A 17179-nucleotide genomic window follows, 5' to 3' on the forward strand; every position below is an offset into this window, starting at 1 on the left:
AGCCTTTAGCGCTTAGTAGCGAACCGACAGCTCGACGCCGTAGGTGCGCGGGGCGTTGAGGTTGCCGTAGTCGCCCAGCGTCGCCCGGTTGGCCGGGTCGCGGCGGTAGACGAAGTCGGCGTCCAGCAGGTTGCGCGACCACAGCGACAGCGCCATGCGCGGGCCGCCCTCCTTCAGCTGCATGTCGGCCAGCCCGACGCGGGCATTCATGATGAAAGACTTGTCGGCCTTCACGTCGGTCTGGTCGAAGGTCTGGGTGGCGTCCGAGTAGTTGGCGTCCAGGTGGGCCTGGAACGTCGCGCCCCACAGCGGCGCCTCGTAGTCGGCCGAGACACTGCCCGCGTTCTTCGGCGTGAAGACGATGAACACCGGCTGCAGCTGACCGTTGAAGGGGTTGCGGGTCGGGGGCACCTCGGTGTCGGTATAGGCATAGGCCGCCGACAGTGTCAGGCCCTCGGTCACGCGCCACTGGCCCTCGGCTTCAAAGCCGCGGATTTTCGTGGTGCCCGGGGCGTTGATGGTCTCCAGCGTGTTGCGGGTCGAGGACCCCGTGACGGTCACCAGGCTGAAGTCGATCTGGCTGCCCTGGCGGTCCATGGCGTAGGCGGCCAGGTTCAGGCGCACGCGGCGATCGAACAGGTCGGTCTTGGCGCCGATCTCGTAGGCCTTGACCTCTTCCGGACCGAAGGCGCGGTAGGTCAGCGAGCGCGAGCTGGCGCCGCCGGCGCGATAGCCGGTCGAGTACTTGGCATAGACATGGACGTTCTCGGCCGCGTCATAGGCCAGGGTGACCATCGGGTCGAACCGGTCGTTCTTCTGGGCGAAGGTCAGGTTCGTGCGGACGTTATTGACGATGTAGAGCTCACCGCTCTTGTCGTCCCAGGTGAAGCGGCCGCCGACCGTCAGGTGCAGGTTGTCGTTCAGCAGCGCCGGGGTGTAGGTCGCCTGGCCGTAGACGGCGTAGCTCTCGGCCGTGGCCCGCGAAGCGCGGTCGATCGAGCGGGTGCCGCGGATGGTCGGGGCCGGATCCAGGATGGTGTAGCCGGTGCCGTCGGCGTTCCAGCGGTTGGTGCTGGGGGTCGAGGCGTCGTCGCTGGCGTCTTCGGTGAAGTAGTAGAGGCCCGCGACGTAGTCCAAGCGGTCCAGGCTGCCGACGGCCTGGAATTCCTGGCTGAACTGGTGCTGCCACAGGCCCGCCAGGCTGTAGCGGCTGAAGTTGGTGTTGGGCGAATAGGCCGGGATGCGGTGGGCGCCGCCGGCATTGTCCCATTGGTCGACGTCGACTTCACGATAGGCGGTGATCGAGCGCAGTTCGAGGTTGTCGCTGGCGACCCACTTCAGGTTCAGCGAGACGCCGTTGGTGTCGTCGACGCTCCACTGCTGGGGCACGCCGATGTCGGCCATCTTCATGCGCTTGTCGCTGGCGATGACGATCGACGGCAGCGGACGGATCTGGCCCGAGGGCAGCGTGCCCGTGGCCGGACCGACGGTCAGGCCCAGCGGGTTGTAGCCCAGCAGCTGGCTGTAGAACGGGGTGTTCTTGTCCTGGCCGATGTCGCCGATCAGGTCGGCGGTGAAGTTCTGGGTCGGGCGCCAGCGGACCTGGGCGCGCAGGCCGCGACGGTCATAGGCGTTCCAGCCGATCGCGCCGGGCAGCGGGTTCTTGGTGGTGGCGTCCTGGCGCTGCAGGGCGGCGTCGATCTTGAAGGCGAAGTCGCCCACGGCCGGCAGGTTCAGGTGCATCTCGGCATTGTGCGAGCCGTAGTTGCCGACGCCGGCCTTCAGGCGCAGGTCGAACTCGCCGGTCGCCTGGCGGGTGACCATGTTCAGGGCGCCGCCTTCGGTGTTGCGGCCGAACAGCGTGCCTTGCGGGCCTTTCAGGACTTCGATGCGCTCGATGTCGAGCAGGGCCGCGCCCAGGCCGTGCTGGCGGCCCAGATAGACGCCGTCGATATAGACGCCGACGCCCTGCTCGCGGGCGGGCTGGTTGGCGTCCAGCGGGACGATGCCGCGGATGCCGATGGTCAGGGCCGACTGGCGGGCCTCGAAGGTGGCGACGCGCAGGCCGGGGATGGCGCCGTCGTTCAGGTCCATCAGGCTTTGGACGCGGCGCGCTTCCAGCGCCTTGTTGTCCATCAGCGAGATGGCGATCGGGGTTTCCTGCAGCTTGGTCTCGCGGCGGGTGGCGGTGACCAGGACGTCGCTGAGGGCGGTGTTTTCGTCGGCGGGATTGGCGGCCGGATCGGCGGCGGCGGTCGCGACGGCTTCAGCCGGAGCGGTCTCGGCGAAGGCGGCGACGGGGGCGGCCAGGATGGCGGCGCCGGCGAGGAGGAAGGCGCGCAGCTTGAGAGAGGTCTTCATTTTTATCCCCTTGAGAGGGGGCGAGACCTAGCCGGGCCACATGTAGCCAAATTTACATTTTTCCAAACCTTTCAAAGGGTTCTCGAGACACCCAGACGCGCGAACGTCATGGATTTGTCATGATAGGCCTACGGACCTTTATCCAGCTGGGTCGGCGAGAGAGTCGCTCGAAGCTCAGCGGCTGAAGCCTTCGCGAAACAGCGGCTGAATCAACTGTGACAGCCCCGCCACGTCGGCTTAAGCGAACATCTTGTGCTCGGCCCGTAGCGCCTTGGCCAGCGCATCGACGTCCTCGGGCGTGCTGTAGAAGCCTGGTGTGACACGGATCACCGGCCCCTTCGTGACGCCCGTGCGCCAGACGGTGTGGACGCGGTGGCGTTCGAACAGCACCTTCTGAACCAGCTTGGCCTTGTCGTCGGTATCCATGCCTTTGAGGCGGAAGCTGGTGATCGCGCAGTAGCGGGCCGGGTCGCCCGGCACGGCGATCTCAACATTGGCGAGGTCCGCCACCCCGTTCACCCAGCGATCGCGCAGGGCCCGCATGTGCTTTTCCTTGGCCGCCGCGCCAATCGCGAAGTGGAAGTCCACCGCCGTCGGGATGGTCGCCACGCCGGGGAAGTTCACCGTGCCCGGCGGCACGCGGGCGTTGATGTCGTCGGCCGGCACGGTGCTGCCGAAGGCGATGTCGATGTCGGAGAGGCGGCTCTTGCGGATGTACATCGCCCCCGTGCCCAGCGGGGCCGAGGTCCACTTGTGCACCGACCAGCCGACGAAGTCCGCGCCCAGGTCCTCGACCTGGAAGTCCAGCAGGGCCACGCCGTGGGCGGCGTCGACGATCGTATCGACGCCCCGCGCCCGAGCCATGGCGACGATCTCGCGCACCGGCGTCACCAGGCCCGTCCGGTTGGAGATCTGGGTGACCAGGAGCAGTTTCGCTTCCGGCGTCTTCTTCAGCACATCTTCGTAGGCGGCCAGGATGTTGGCGGTGGTCGCCGGCTCGGGCATGGCGAACTTCACGACCTTGGCGCCCCGGTGCGAGCCCAGCCAGCTCATGGCCGCGATCATGGCGTCGTAGTCGAGGTCGCAGTGGATCACCGCGTCGCCGGGTTTGAGCGGCTTGTAGTTGCAGATCAGCATCTGCAGGGCGTCGGCCCCGCTGCGGGTGACGGCGATCTCTTCGGTCGCGCAACCCATCTGGCGGGCGATGGCGGCCTGGGCGGCCTTAAAGGTCGTGGTCCAGCCCTCGCCGCCCGGCAGCACATTGCGCGCCCAGACGGCGTTGGCGCTGTTCACCGCCGCGACCTGCCGCGCATACTCGTCGGCCACCACCCGGGGCATCATGCTCCAGTAGCCGGCCTCCAGGTTATGGACGCCCGGCGTGACGTCGTAGTGCTTGGGCAGCTCGGCGGCCTGGATGGAGCTCGGCTTCAGGACCAGGGGCTCAGCCGCCATCACCGGCGCGACCGCCAGGGCGGGACCTGCCAAGGCGGCGGACTTCAGCAGCAGGCGACGGGTCGGCGTGGCGGCCATCGGGAGCGATCTCGCGAAGAGTTACAATGTAACACTCATGAGGTCCGAGCCCGTCCAGCTTGGCAAGTCCTCCGCGCCGCCGCTGCGTCCTTCTCGCGGCGCGGCCTAACGCTTGGGCACGATGATCTCGACCTTGCCGCCCTTCCAACGCATCAGCGGCTGGAGTTGGCCCGAAAGCGCCTGGGCGAAGTCGGTCAGCAGCACGGCGTCGACGGGGACCTTGTCATAGACCCGCCAGGTCGTGTGGGCGTCACCCTCGGCCGTGACCAGGGCGTAGCCGAGGATCGTCGGCGGCGTCCCCGGCTTGCCGGCCGTCATGGCGGCGATCAGGTCGGGCGTCGGCGTCAGGTAGCCCAGAGGGTCCTTCTTCGAGGCGGGCAAGGCCGCGCGGGACAGCACCACCGCATCGTTACTGTCGCCGCGCAGGGCGTAGGTCTTGCCGCCGACCTCGAACGCGCCGCGTTCGCAGGCGGTGCGGATCTTGGCCAGATCTTCCTTGTAGAACTTGTCGACCGTCAGCCGTGTCCACAGGCCCTGCATCACCAGGAGCCGCGCCCCCACATCGGGATTGGTCATCTCGAGCGGCTTGGCGTCCGCCGCGCCCTCGACGCACGGCGCGGCCAGGGCGGGAGACGCGATCGCCAGGCCGGCGATCAGGAACAGGACGCGAAGCATCGACAAACCTCAGGTTGCGTCGCGCACGCTAGAGGCCGGACCGCACGCTCGCCATCCCTTTTCGCAAGAAGACGGCGCGCCCCGGGGAGGACGCGCCGCAAGTTCCCACAACACTCGAGGTACTGGCCGGAGGAACTAGAACTTCTTGCGCAGGCCCACCTTGTAGGTGCGGCCCAGCGGATCGCCGGTGAACGGGTCGTAGCCCAGGTCCAGGCGAGCGTAGGACGGGTCCTTGTCGAACAGGTTGGTGATGGCCAGGGTCAGGGTGGTGTCCCACGGCAGAAGGGCGCGATAGGCCAGGTCGGTCAGGACCTGCTTCTCGATCTTCTTGCCGGCGGCGACCGTCACGAACGCGCCCGTGGTGTCCTTGTAGGCGTTGGCCGCGAACGGCGCGGTGCGCTGGTCGGTGTAGCTGCCGATATAGTGGACCGACAGGCGCAGGTTATGGATGCCCGCGTTCCACTCGGCGAAGACGTCGCCCTTCCACTTGGGGATCGGCACGACGGTGGTCTGGTAGTTCAACAGGCCCACGGCGTCGAAGGCCTTCTCGACCGTGATGCCCTCCACGACGGTGGCGCCGACCTTGTACTTCTGGATGTAGGTCGCGTTGCCGCCGAAGGTCAGGTCGCCGCCGATCACCTCCTTGAACCGGTACTCGGCCGAGAAGTCGAAGCCCGCATTCTTCACCGGCGCGCCGTTGATGTAGTTGGTGCGCAGGCGGGCGATGCTGGTGGTCGGGGTGCCGCAGGCGCCGTTGAAGGTGAAGCGCGAGACCAGGCCCGCATAGGCCGGATCGGCGCAGTTGTTCGCGCCCGCCGCCCCGTTCGGATACAGCGAAGCGACCATGCCGGCGACCGGCTCGGCGACGATCGGGTTTTTGAAGTCGAAGTAGAAGTAGTCGATGCTGGCCTTGAACTCGCCGGCGTTGAACAGCGTGCCGAAGTTGTAGGTCCTGGCCTTTTCCGGCTTCAGGTTCGGGTTGCCGAAGATGTCGACGGCGCGGAACACGCCCAGGATGCCTTGCAGCGAGGTCACCGAGGTGGTGGTGGTCTGCGGGTCCGGCGGGCCGCGGAAGGTCGAGCCGGCCGAGCCGCGGAACGCCAGCCACGGCAGGGCCTGCCAGCGCAGCGAAGCCTTGGGATTGAAGGTCGAGCCGATGCCGTTGCCGTACTTCTCGTAGCGGGCCGCGAACTGGGCCTGGAAGTCGTCGCTGATCGGCACACTGAGCTCGCCGAAGCCGGCCATCACGTCGCTCTGGTTATCGGCCTCGTTGCCGACCCCTAGGAACATGAAGGGCCCGTTGCGCTGCGAGCCGGTGCAGTTGGTCACCCCGAAGTCGGGCGTGTTCACGCACGGATTGATCGCGGCGTTGCTGATGTCGTTGTAGTCGGCCTTGAAGTAGCTGCGGCGGTACTGGACCCCCGCGGCCCAGGCGACGTCGCCGCCCGGCAGGCTGATGCTGGTCTTGCCGTTCAGCACCGCCTCGCCGACGAACAGGCGCGAGGACTGCTTGGTCGACAGCTTCTTGAAGAACCAGTCGACGACATCCTTGTTGTTGGCCAGGGCGGAATTGTAGCCCGGATTGGCCACGCCGGTGATGGCGTTGGACGGGATCGCGCTGGCGAAGGGGTTGTAATACATGCACTGGCCGACGCCGGGCGTGCCCTGGATGCCGGGCAGCGACGGGTTGCTGTCGCACAGCGGACCGCCCAGGCCCTGCAGGGCCAGCGCGAACCGATTGACCAGGGTGTCATAGCCGGTGCGGATGCCCACTTCCTGCGAATAGGTCAGGGCGACGTCCCAGCCGATCCCGTTGTCGAATTCGCCCGACAGGTCGGCCGACACCCGGAAGGCGTCGAACGAGCGCGAGCCGATCGACGGGCCGTAGCCGAACTTCGGGTTGCCGCCGATGCCGAACGGCCGGTTGGCGGCGTTCAGCGCCCCGCCGGCGAAGATCGCGCCGGGCGCGGTGGTGGTCGCGCCGGTGACCAGGCTGGTCAGCTGCACGGTCGGGTTGGCGGCGATGAAGGCCGCCAGGCCGGGATTGGTAGCCGGCACGAAGTAGCGACCGGCCAGGGCGGCGATCGGGGCCACTTCCGCCGTCGGCACGGCCAGGGCCGCATAGGACGGCGAGGTGTTCCAGTCGGGCACGTCGGTGTGCGCGTACAGCACCTCGGCGTGGAACTTGGTCTTGGCCGAGAGATCCGTGTTGACCTCGGCATAGGCCTGCACCGCGTTGGACTTTTCGACCAGGTTGTCGAACGGCGTGTAGTGCCAGTAGCAGACCGGCGTCAGGCCGCTGAAGCCGGGATAGCCGCCCAGGCCCGCGCAGGCCGGGTCGCGCATGCCGCTGGTCGTGCTGGCCAGGGGGATGAAGGTCGACGGATTGCCGGCGGCCGACCAGCCGGCCTCGGGGTTGCTGAGATACGGCTGGTTGGCCCACTCGCGGTCGGCGACCGACAGCTTGGAGCGGTGCTGCCAGCCCAGGCTGGCCAAGACGTTGCCGTTGTCCCAGGTCTTGCCCCAGGTCAGGCTACCGCCGTAGTCGCCCTTCGAGCCGTCGATGTGGCGGTAGTCGGCGGCCGCTTCCAGGCCCTCGAAGTTCTTCTTGGTGATGAAGTTGACGACGCCGGCGATGGCGTCCGAGCCGTAGGTCGCGGCCGCGCCGTCCTTCAGCACTTCCAGGCGGCCGATCGCGGCGGCGGGAATGATGTTGGTGTCGACGATGCCCGCCCCGGCCGCGCCGAACGGGTTGATGGCCAGGCGGCGGCCGTTCAGCAGCACCAGGGTGCGCTGCGAGCCCAGACCGCGCAGGTTGACCGAGCCCGAGCCTTCCGAGCCCTGGGCGCGGCTGTCGAACTGGTTGGTGTCGCCCAGCACGCCGTTCGAGATCGACAGCGCCTTCAGGAGTTCGACAGTGGAGGGCGAGCCGCGCTTCTGCAGCTCCTCGGCGCCGATCACGTCGACCGGCAGGGCCGCGTCCTCAGGCGTGCCCCGGATGAACGAGCCGGTGACGACGACCTCCTCGACCTCGACCGGGGCGTCGTTGCGCTGCTGAGCATAGGCCGCCCCGCTGGCTAGTGACATGGCCAGCGCGAGGCACGAGCCCCCGCGCAGGAAGCTGGTTCGTTTCATTGATTTTCCCTCCCTCGATTATTTTTTGAACTGGCGGCTCGTCATGGAGCGACCAGGGGTCGTTCAGCGGGGTGGCGATCTCCCGAATCCACACGTCCGCACGCGCACGGCCGGACCGGCGCGCCGTGAGGAGCGTTCTTTTTCGAAACTTGGCGATGCGCCTTCTGGAGCCGACAAACCTTGGTTCCCCTGGGGTCGGACGCTTGAAAAGCCACGCATACAGCCCAGGTTTTGCAACCGAGGCGGATGCCGATCACAAAGATCGAACATCTGTTTCGATGATGCGGTATGTTTTGCAGCGCCGTCAACCGCCGCAACACAAGGGCAACAGAGCCTGCGTCAGCCCGTCGCACTGCTGACAGGTATGGGATCAGCGATCAGTTATGACGCGTGCATCGCAACATAAGCTTCGCTAAAGCGTTCGACGGGGGGTTTTCCTGTGGGGGTCGGCCCCCTAAGTGGGAAACCGTTGGTCGCCAAACCGCCACGGGCGGGAAATAATTGGGTTGGGATTTCTATGCGTTTCGCCAAGACCGGCGCCCTCAGGCGTCCAGGCCGGCCTTCTGGCTTGTCCCATGCCCTGCTGATCGGCACGGCCGCCATCGCGGGCGCGAGCCTGTCGGCCTGCACCACGCCCGCGCGCCAGGTCGACGTAAAGCTGCCGACCGCCTTCGAGGCCCCGGCTGGCGCGCCCCTGGCTTCCCAGGCGCTGGACCAATGGTGGACCGCCTTCAACGATCCGGTCTTGAACGATCTGGTCGCGACGGCGCTGGAAAAGGCGCCCGACGCCCGCATGGCCGCCGCCAAGCTGGAAGAGGCGCGCGCCGTGCGCAGCAGCCAGATCCGGCAGATCTACATCCCGCAGACGCCGCTGACCGGCTCGGCCAAGCGCACCGACACCGACATCATCGACCAGAGCGGCACCGGCGGTTTCACCCTGGGCGGGGTGACCAAGACCTACGCCGCCAATTTCGACGTCTCGTGGGAGCTGGACCTGATCGGCCGTCGCGGCGCCGCCCGCCGGGTGGTCGACAACGACCTCGCCGCCGCTCGCTTCTCGTATGAAGGCGCCCGCGCGGCCCTGGCCGCCAATGTCGCCCAGTCCTACTTCGAAGCCCGCGGCTATGCCGTGCAGCTGGAAGACGCCCGCGCCAACGCCACGATCGCCGACAACCTGTTCAAGGTCTCGGACGAGAAGGGCCGCCGAGGTCTCTCCGCCACCTCCGAAGGCGACCGCACCGCCGCCGACCTCGCCCAGGCCCAGGCCCAGGTCGCCCAGGTGGAGGCCCAGCTGCAGGCCGCCCGCCGCAGCCTGCTGATCCTGGTCGGCAAGGGCGTCGATCCGCTGGCCAGCCTGCCGGTCGAGCCGGTGCTGGCCAAGGCCCCGCCGGTCCCGGCCGCCGCGCCCGCCGAGCTGCTGGCCCGCCGCCCCGACGTGCGCGAAGCCGCCGCCCGCCTGGCCTCGGCCTCGGGCAATCTGAACATCAGTGAGCTGGCCCTGTTCCCGACCCTGACCCTGACTCCGGGGATCGGCATCCAGAAGCAGATCAGCCCCAGCTTCCTGTCGCCCGGCTCGACCCAGTCGACGACCAGCTCTGCCTGGTCGATCGGCGCGGACCTGTCGATCCCGGTGCTGAACATCCCGAGGCTGATGGCCGACATCAAGGCCGACAACGCCCGCGTCGAGCAGGCCGCCGTCACCTATGAGAAGACGGTCCAGACGGCCTTCGGCGAGACCGAGAACGCCCTGGTCCAGCAGGCCGCCGACGAGCGTCGCGTGACCTTGCTGGCCGCCGGCGAACGCCGCGCCGCCAGCGCCTACGAGGCTAGCCGCAAGGGCTACGCCGCCGGCCTCACCGACCTGACCACGGCGCTCCAGGCCGAACAGTCCTGGCGCAACGCCCGCACGGCCCTGACCGGGGCCCAGACCCAGGCGCTGCAACGCGCCGTCCAGACCTACAAGGCGCTCGGCGGTGGCTGGTCCCCGCAGAGCATTCCCAGCAAGCCTTCCGCCCAATGAGACCCGACACGATGACGACCCGTTACCTGATCGCCACCGCCCTGGTCTGCAGCGCCGTGGGTCTGACCGCCTGCGGCGGCAAGAAGGACGCAGACAAGAAGCCCGCCACGGCCGCCGCCGCTCAAGCGCGTACGGTCAGCGTCGGCAGCGTCGAGACCCGGCCGCTTGGCGGCGGGGTCGAAGCTTCCGGCCTGCTGGTCTCGCGCGAAGAGGCCGCCGTCGGCTCGGAGCTGACCGGCTACCGCGTCGCGCGCCTCTATGCCGACGAGGGCGACTGGGTCCGCGCCGGCCAGCCCCTGGTCCAGCTGGATGACACCCTGCTGCGGGCCCAGGTCGAGCAGCAGGCGGCCGTCACCGCCCAGTCCCAGGCCGAGGCCAAGCGTGTCGCCGGCCTGGATGGCCAGGGCATCCTGTCCCAGGAGCAGATCGAGACCCGCCGCTATCAGGCCAAAGCCCAGGAAGCGGCGCTGAAGGAACTGCGCACCCGCGCCTCGCGCATGACCATCACCTCGCCGGTCAGCGGCCGGGTGCTGTCGCGCGGCGTGCAGCCCGGCCAGATCGCCGGCGGCGGGACCAATCCGTGGTTCACCATCGCCCGCGACGGCCTGGTCGAGCTGGACGCCGAGGTCAATGAAGCCGACCTGTCGGGCATCCGCGAAGGCCAGGCCGCGCAGGTGTCCCTGCCCGGCGGCCAGGCGATCTCGGGCGTCGTGCGCCTGATCAGCCCGCGCGTCGACAGCGCCAACCGCCTGGGCAAGGTGCGCGTGCGCCTGCCCGTGCGTCCGGACCTGCGTCCGGGCGGCTTTGGCCGCGCCACCTTCGGCGCCTCGGGCGCGCCGGTCACCGCCATCCCGGAATCGGCCATCCGCTACGAGGCCGACGGCCTGTCGGTGATGACCGTCGACAGCAACAACCGCGCTCACCAGGTCGCCATCAAGGTCGGCCAGAAGGGCGGCGGCTGGGCTCAGCTGGTCCAGGGCCCGCCGGCCGGCACGCGCGTCGTGCTGGGCGGCGCTTCGTTCGTGGCCGACGGCGACACCATTCGTCCCGCCGCTAACCAGGCCGCCCGCTGATGGCTAGTGAACACAAGGCCGGTGAGAAGACCGGCGAACTGAAGATCTCGGCCTGGGCGATCAAGAACCCGATCCCCGTCGCGGTGCTGTTCCTGGCCCTGATGATCGCCGGCATCGGCTGCTATCTGGGCCTGCCGATCAAGCAGTTCCCGAACGTCGAGTTCCCCGCGGTGACCGTGACGGTCACCCAGAGCGGGGCCGCGCCCGGCGAGATGGAGACCCAGGTCACCCGCCCCATCGAGGACGCGGTGGCCGGGATCTCCAACGTCAAGACCATCCGCTCGTCGGTGGTCCAGGGCGCCTCGACCACGACGATCGAATTCAATCTCGGCGAAGACCTGCAGAAGGTCACCGACGAGGTGCGCTCCAAGGTCGACCAGACCCGCTCGATCCTGCCGCGCGAAGTGGACGAGCCGATCGTCCAGCGCCTGGAGATCACCAGCGCCCCGATCATCACCTACGCCGTCTCGGCCCCGAACCTGAGCTCGACCGAGCTGTCGTGGTTCATCGACGACACCGTCACCCGCGCTCTCCAAGGCGAAAAGGGCGTGGCCCAGGTGGCCCGCGTCGGCGGGGTGGATCGCGAGATCAACGTCGTCATCAATCCCGACCGCATGGCCAGCTTCGGCGTGACGGCGCCGCAGCTGAACCAGGCCCTGGCCAATTTCAGCGTCGACGCTCCTGGCGGCCGGGCTAACATCGGCGGCCGCGAACAGACCCTGCGGGTGCTGGGCGCGGCGACCACGGTCGAGCAACTGCGCCAGATCACCATCCCGATCGCCGGCGGCCGCTACGTGAAGCTGACCGACGTGGCCGAGGTGGGCCAGGGCTCGGAAGAACAGCGCGGCTTCGCCCGCCTGGACGGCAAGAACGTCGTCGCCTTCCAAGTGATGAAGACCCGTGACAGCAGCGACGTCGCCGTCGAGGACAACGTCAAGAAAGCCATCGACGCCCTGGAGGCCAAGCAGCCGGGCGTGAAGTTCGTGAAGATTTTCTCGACCGTCGATGAGACCCGCGCCAGCTTCGCCGCCACCGAGCACACCCTGCTGGAAGGCATGCTGCTGGCCTCGCTGGTGGTGTTCCTGTTCCTGCGCGAGTGGCGCGCCACCCTGATCACCGCCATCGCCATGCCGGTGTCGCTGGTCCCCACCTTCGCCTTCATGGCGGTGATGGGCTTCTCGCTGAACGTCGTGACCCTGCTGGCCCTGACCCTGGTCATCGGCATCCTGGTCGACGACGCTGTGGTCGAGATCGAGAACATCGAAAAACGCGTCGCCCGGGGCCAGCGGCCCTATCAGGCGGCGATGGAAGGCGCGGACGCCATCGGCCTGGCGGTCGTGGCCACCACCTTCACCATCGTGGCGGTGTTCGTGCCCGTCTCGTACATGCCCGGCACGCCCGGCCAGTTCTTCAAGGAATTCGGCCTGACCGTCGCCGTGGCGGTGTTGTTCTCGCTGGTCGTGGCCCGCCTGCTGACCCCGCTGCTGGCCGCCTATTTCCTCAAGCCGGCCAAGCAGGCTCACGAACGGCCCGCGTTCAAGGGCTTCTATCGCAACGTGCTGGACTGGTCGCTGGACCACCGGTTCCTCAGCCTCGTCATCGGCACCCTGATCCTGATCGGCTCGTTCGCCCTGGTGCCGTTCATTCCCACGGCCTTCCAACCGGCCGCCAACGCCAACTTCTACTATCTGAAGGTCCAGGGCCCGCCCGGCGCGACCACGGCCGACATGGAGCGCACCGTCCAGGCGGTGACCACCCTGTTCCGCAAGCGTCCGGAAACCGCCCACGTCTTCGCCCAGGTCGGCTCGAACATCGGCAGCGGCTGGGGCGGCCAGAGCGGGGCCGACATCCGTGACGCCACCATCACCATCGTGCTGAACGGCGAGCGCGACCTGACCGTGACCGAGATCAAGCAGGTGGTCCGCGACGGCCTGCGCGGGATCCCGGACGCCCGCGTCAACCTGCTGGGTGACTGGGGCACCTCGGACGTCCAGACCATCCTGACGGCCGAGGACGGTCCCTTGCTCGAGCGTACGGCCGCCCAGGTCGAGCGTGAGATGCGCGGCCTGTCCACCGTCGCCGATCCACGTCCCTCCAGCCCGCCCAGCGGTCCGGAGATCGTCATCCGCCCGCGGGCCGACGAAGCCGCTCGCCTCGGCGTCAGCGCCGCTGACATCGCCGCCATCGCCCGCGTGGCCACGGTGGGCGACATCGACGCCAACGTCGCCAAGATGACCCAGGGCGAGCGCCGGATCCCGATCCGCGTGCGCCTGCCGTCCGAGACCCGCGCCGACCTCCAGGCTCTGGGCGGCCTGCGCGTGCCCACTGCCAGCGGCGGCACGACCCGGCTGGATAGCGTCGCCGACCTGTCGTTCCAGGCCGGCCCGGCCAAGATCGACCGCTTCGCCCGCAAGCGTCAGCTGACCATCGAGGCCGACCTCAACAACGGCGCCCAGCTGGGTCAGGCCATGACCGACGTCAACAACCTCCCGACGATGAAGAAGCTGCCCGCTGGCGTCGCTCCGGCCACGGCGGGCGACCAGGAGGCCTTCGTCGAGCTGTTCACCGGCTTCGCCGTGGCGCTGCTGTCGGCCGTGGGCCTGGTGTTCGGCGTGCTGATCCTGCTGTTCCGCAGCTTCTTCAAGCCGATCACCATCCTGTCGGCCCTGCCCCTGGCGATCGGCGGCGCGTTCCTGGCCCTGCTGGTCACCGGCCAGTCGCTGTCGATGCCGTCGCTGATCGGCTTCCTGATGCTGATGGGCCTGGCGGCCAAGAACTCGATCCTGCTGGTCGAATACGCCATCGAGCAGGAGCGGGCCGGCATGAGCCAGCGCGACGCCATCATCGACGCCTGTCACGAGCGGGCCCGCCCGATCGTCATGACCACCCTGGCCATGATGGCCGGCATGCTGCCCACGGCGCTGGGCATCGGCACCGGCTCGGAGTTCCGCCAGCCGATGGCCGTGGCCGTGATCGGCGGCCTGATCACCTCGACCGTGCTGTCGCTGGTGCTGGTGCCGGTCGTCTACGAGATCGTCGACGATATCGAGACGTGGCTAAAGCCGAAGCTGGGCCGCCTGGCCACGCCGCGCGAGGCCAGCAATGGTCAGGCCGTCCCGGTTGACCGCCTCTAACGTGATCATCAGGCCCTTCCACCCCGGCGACGAAGACGCCGTCGTCGGGGTGATCCTGCCGATCCAGCGCGAAGAGTTCGGCTTTTCCATCACCGCCGCCGACCAGCCCGACCTCGCCGATATTCCGGCCTGGTACCAGACGGGCGCGGGCCAGTTCTGGCTCGCCGAGCTGGACGGCGAGGCGGTCGGCACGATCGCCCTGAAGGACATCGGCGACGGCGCCGTGGCGCTACGGAAGATGTTCGTGAAGCCAGTCGCGCGGGGCGCGTTCGGCGCGGCCCAGGCGCTGCTGGATACGGCGCTGGCGCATGCTCGGGCGCACGACGTGTCGGCGGTCTGGCTCGGCACCACCGAGGCGTTCAAGGCCGCGCATCGGTTCTACGAGAAGAACGGGTTTACGCTGGTCGAGACATTCGAGTTGCCCGAGACCTTCCCGCGCATGGCGGTGGATACCCGCTTCTACCGGCTGACACTCTGAGAAGCCGCCCTCGTCCTTCGACAAGCTCAGGATGAGGGCTACTTTTACGGCGGATCAGTAGAGAACCTCATCCTGAGCCTGTCGAAGGACGAGGTTCTCGGCCCCGCTCTAGTCCCGCTTCGGCGCGTAGCTCAGCCGACACACCGTCCACGCCTCCTCGCGCGCCATCTCGAACTTGCCGCCCAGCTGCTGGGCCATGGCGCGGACGATACGCAGGCCCAGGCTCTTGGATTGGGCCGGGTCGAAGCCTGGCGGCGGCCCCGCGCCGTCGTTGCTGACGGTCAGAAGGTGCGTCAGGCCCGACTGGTCCAGCACGACGCGGACCTCCCCCTCCCCCGCCTCGCCGAAGCCGTGCTCCAGGGCGTTGTTGAAGCTCTCCAGCATGACCAGGGTCACGGGCGTGGCCTGGTCGGGATGCAGGGGCTGTTCCCCGCCCTCGATCGCCAGCCGCACCCGTGCGCCGGCCGCGGCGGCGGCGCTGGCCAGCAGGGCCTCGGCGAAGACGCGGAAAGGCACAGGCTCGCCGGTGCGGTTGTGCAGCTCGCGCTGGATGCGGGCGATGACCTCGATGCGTTCGCCGGCCTGGGACAGGGCGTGGCGGGCGTCGGCGTCGGTGATCCCCTGGCCTTGCAGCCGCAGTAGCGCGCCAGCGACCTGCAGATTGTTGCTCACCCGGTGGTGCAGTTCGCGATAGAGCAGGTCGCGGCTCTCGGCCAGCTCCCGATACCGTTCGCGCTCGCCCTCCAGCTGGTCCAGGGCCTTGCGCATGCCGTCGATGAAGAAGATGTCGACCGCCACCACGAAGGCGTAGAAGGCCAGGGCCACCAGCACCGTCATGTCGAAGCTGAAGCCCATATAGGGCGGGATGAAGAAGTACCAGGCGGCGGCGCCGCTCAGCGCCGCGCACAGGATCCCGGGGCCCAGGCCGCCCAGATAGACGGCGACCACGATGGCCGGGAAGAACGTCACATACGGAAAGCCGGGCGGGAACACCGCGTTCAGGCCAAAGCGCAGCAGCACCGCGAAGACCGACAGCGCGACGGCTAGGCCGTAGCGCGCGGTGATATTGTCCCTGATCCTGCGGCGCAGATCCAAGCGCTTGTCTCCCCGTCCCTGCCTCGGTGCTGGGCCTTTCAAGCGGCGCCGTCAAGCCGGCAGCCGACATAGGGCAAACCATCCTCGGCTGCAGGGCGCACCCTTAAATTGAGACAGTGACGCTGGACCGCGATACCGTCGGTCAACAGCAAGGGGGAACGCCTGATGAAACTCACGATCCTGTCGCTGGGCCTGGCCGGCGCGCTCGCCGTTGGGCCGGCTCTCGCCGCCCCGACCTGCGCGACGCCCGACTTCTCCAAGCAGGCCAAGGCCCTGGTCGACGAACGGGTCAAGGACGGCCGCTTCAGCGGTTCGGTGCTGGTCGCCAAGGATGGCGTTCCGCTGCTGCGCGAAGGCTTCGGCGCGGCCAATCGCGAATGGGACATCGCCAATGCGCCCGACACCAAGTTCCGGCTGGGCTCGATCACCAAGCAGTTCACCGCCACGGCGATCCTGCAGTTGGTCGACGCCGGCCAGCTCAGCGTCGATGATCCGATCTCGAAGTTCTATGCCGAGGCCCCGGCGGCCTGGGCCAAGGTCACGATCAAGCACCTGCTGACCCACACCTCCGGCATCCCCAGCTACACGGCTATTCCGGGCTATTTCGTCAACGACGCCAAGCTGCGGCAGACGCCCGAGGCGATCATCAAGCTGACCCGCGACAAGCCGCTGGAGTTCGAACCGGGCAGCAAGTTCGCCTACGACAACACCGGCTACATCCTGCTGGGCTATGTCATCGAGAAGGTGTCGGGCCAGCCCTATGCCGACTATGTCGCGCACAACATCTTCCGGCCGCTGGGCATGAAGAACAGCGGCTACGACGTCGCCAGCCAGATTCTGCCCAAGCGCGCCGCCGGCTATCAGCCCGGCAAGGACGGCTGGCAGAACGCCGACTATCTGGACATGAGCGTGCCCTATGCCGCCGGGTCGCTCTATTCCACCGTCGACGACCTGCTGATCTGGGACCGCGCCCTGGCGACGGGCAAGATCCTGACCGACGCCTCGCGCAAGGCGATGTGGACCGACTACGGCAACCACTACGGCTATGGCTGGGCCATCGGCGAGCAGTCCGGCCACGCGCGGATCATGCACGGCGGCAGCGTCAACGGCTTCTCGACTGCCATCAATCTCTATCCCAAGGATGGGCTGGCCGTGGTGGTGCTCAGCAACTTCATGGCCGCGCCGTCCGACACGATCGCCGGCACGCTCGCGGGCCTGTGCCTGGGGACCTGGCAACCGCCCAAGGCCATCGCCGTGCCCGCCGCCGTTCTGGATCGTTATGTCGGGTCCTATCAGCTGACGCCGATGATGGTCCTGAGGGTGTTCCGCGAGGGCGACCACCTGGTCACCCAGGCCACCGGCCAGCCGCCGGTTCCGATCATCGCCACCGGCCCGAACGCCTTCTACGCGCAGGGTCCGGACGCCAAGCTGGTCTTCAAGCAGACGGGGGAAACAGCGGCGACCAGCGTCGTCCTGACCCAGCGCGAGCGCGATCGCGAAGCGCCTCGGATCGCGGACAAGCCCTGAACAGCAAAAGGCCCCGGAGATTGCTCTCCGGGGCCTTCGCTTAGTTCAGTTCAGCGTGAGCTGAAGAAGGTCGAGATTACTCGACGATCTTGGCCACGACGCCGGCGCCGACGGTGCGGCCGCCTTCGCGGATGGCGAAGCGCAGGCCTTG

General features: G+C 68.1%; 9 protein-coding genes and 2 pseudogenes. 5 read left to right on the forward strand and 6 right to left on the reverse strand.

All coding sequences use genetic code 11. The features are described 5' to 3' along the window. Nucleotides 1-12 precede the first annotated feature (12 nt). The 4 genes and pseudogenes from AC1RRR_RS12685 to AC1RRR_RS12700 all read right to left on the reverse strand — a co-directional run bounded on the left by AC1RRR_RS12685 (nt 13) and on the right by AC1RRR_RS12700 (nt 8075). A complete protein-coding gene (locus tag AC1RRR_RS12685; RefSeq protein ID WP_492813502.1) occupies nt 13-2361 on the reverse strand; it encodes a TonB-dependent receptor in 2349 nt (782 codons plus the stop codon). Between the two features lie 237 nt (nt 2362-2598). Beyond that, nucleotides 2599-3894: pseudogene (locus AC1RRR_RS12690) on the reverse strand (aminotransferase class V-fold PLP-dependent enzyme); the annotation flags it as partial. A 102-nt stretch (nt 3895-3996) separates the two neighbouring features. Next, on the reverse strand, nt 3997-4566 hold the full coding sequence (locus AC1RRR_RS12695; protein ID WP_492813504.1) for a hypothetical protein: 570 nt from the start codon (nt 4564-4566) through the stop codon (nt 3997-3999). A gap of 135 nt (nt 4567-4701) precedes the next feature. Then, nucleotides 4702-8075: pseudogene (locus AC1RRR_RS12700) on the reverse strand (TonB-dependent receptor). 143 nt (nt 8076-8218) lie between these two features. Between AC1RRR_RS12700 and AC1RRR_RS12705 the strand changes: the two are divergent. Genes AC1RRR_RS12705 through AC1RRR_RS12720 form a run of 4 tightly spaced genes read left to right on the forward strand, consistent with a single transcriptional unit; the run spans nt 8219 to nt 14406 of the window. Further along, on the forward strand, nt 8219-9721 hold the full coding sequence (locus AC1RRR_RS12705; protein WP_492813505.1) for an efflux transporter outer membrane subunit: 1503 nt from the start codon (nt 8219-8221) through the stop codon (nt 9719-9721). Beyond that, complete coding sequence (locus tag AC1RRR_RS12710; RefSeq protein WP_492813507.1) at nt 9718-10794, forward strand: efflux RND transporter periplasmic adaptor subunit; 1077 nt, start codon at nt 9718-9720, stop codon at nt 10792-10794. Before AC1RRR_RS12705 ends, AC1RRR_RS12710 begins: the two co-directional genes overlap by 4 nt. Then, nucleotides 10794-13928 carry an efflux RND transporter permease subunit gene (locus tag AC1RRR_RS12715; RefSeq protein ID WP_492813509.1) on the forward strand — a complete coding sequence of 1045 codons (3135 nt, stop codon included), beginning with the start codon at nt 10794-10796 and terminating at the stop codon, nt 13926-13928. The genes AC1RRR_RS12710 and AC1RRR_RS12715 overlap by 1 nt, the downstream gene beginning before the upstream one ends. Next, nucleotides 13915-14406 carry a GNAT family N-acetyltransferase gene (locus AC1RRR_RS12720; RefSeq protein ID WP_492813510.1) on the forward strand — a complete coding sequence of 164 codons (492 nt, stop codon included), beginning with the start codon at nt 13915-13917 and terminating at the stop codon, nt 14404-14406. The genes AC1RRR_RS12715 and AC1RRR_RS12720 overlap by 14 nt, the downstream gene beginning before the upstream one ends. A gap of 108 nt (nt 14407-14514) precedes the next feature. On the opposite strand, the gene AC1RRR_RS12725 is transcribed toward AC1RRR_RS12720, so the two are convergent. Further along, nucleotides 14515-15501: a sensor histidine kinase gene (locus AC1RRR_RS12725; RefSeq protein WP_492813512.1), complete on the reverse strand. Its 987-nt coding sequence runs from the start codon at nt 15499-15501 to the stop codon at nt 14515-14517. A gap of 165 nt (nt 15502-15666) precedes the next feature. On the opposite strand from AC1RRR_RS12725, the gene AC1RRR_RS12730 reads away from it, so the two are divergent. Next, nucleotides 15667-17028, forward strand: coding sequence for a serine hydrolase (locus AC1RRR_RS12730; RefSeq protein ID WP_492813514.1), 1362 nt, complete (start codon nt 15667-15669; stop codon nt 17026-17028). 76 nt (nt 17029-17104) lie between these two features. On the opposite strand, the gene AC1RRR_RS12735 is transcribed toward AC1RRR_RS12730, so the two are convergent. Beyond that, the coding region (locus AC1RRR_RS12735; protein ID WP_425991018.1) for an EF-Tu C-terminal domain-related protein at nt 17105-17179 on the reverse strand (75 nt) is incomplete at its 5' end.

This window comes from Caulobacter sp. GW821-FHT12D05 (assembly GCF_058807295.1).

Bases quoted from the DNA above. Each gene is read 5' to 3' on its own strand.
- AC1RRR_RS12685 (WP_492813502.1), bottom strand. From the start codon at position 2,361: ATGAAGACCTCTCTCAAGCTGCGCGCCTTCCTCCTCGCCGGCGCCGCC.
- AC1RRR_RS12695 (WP_492813504.1), bottom strand. From the start codon at position 4,566: ATGCTTCGCGTCCTGTTCCTGATCGCCGGCCTGGCGATCGCGTCTCCC.
- AC1RRR_RS12705 (WP_492813505.1), top strand. From the start codon at position 8,219: ATGCGTTTCGCCAAGACCGGCGCCCTCAGGCGTCCAGGCCGGCCTTCT.
- AC1RRR_RS12710 (WP_492813507.1), top strand. From the start codon at position 9,718: ATGAGACCCGACACGATGACGACCCGTTACCTGATCGCCACCGCCCTG.
- AC1RRR_RS12715 (WP_492813509.1), top strand. From the start codon at position 10,794: ATGGCTAGTGAACACAAGGCCGGTGAGAAGACCGGCGAACTGAAGATC.
- AC1RRR_RS12730 (WP_492813514.1), top strand. From the start codon at position 15,667: ATGAAACTCACGATCCTGTCGCTGGGCCTGGCCGGCGCGCTCGCCGTT.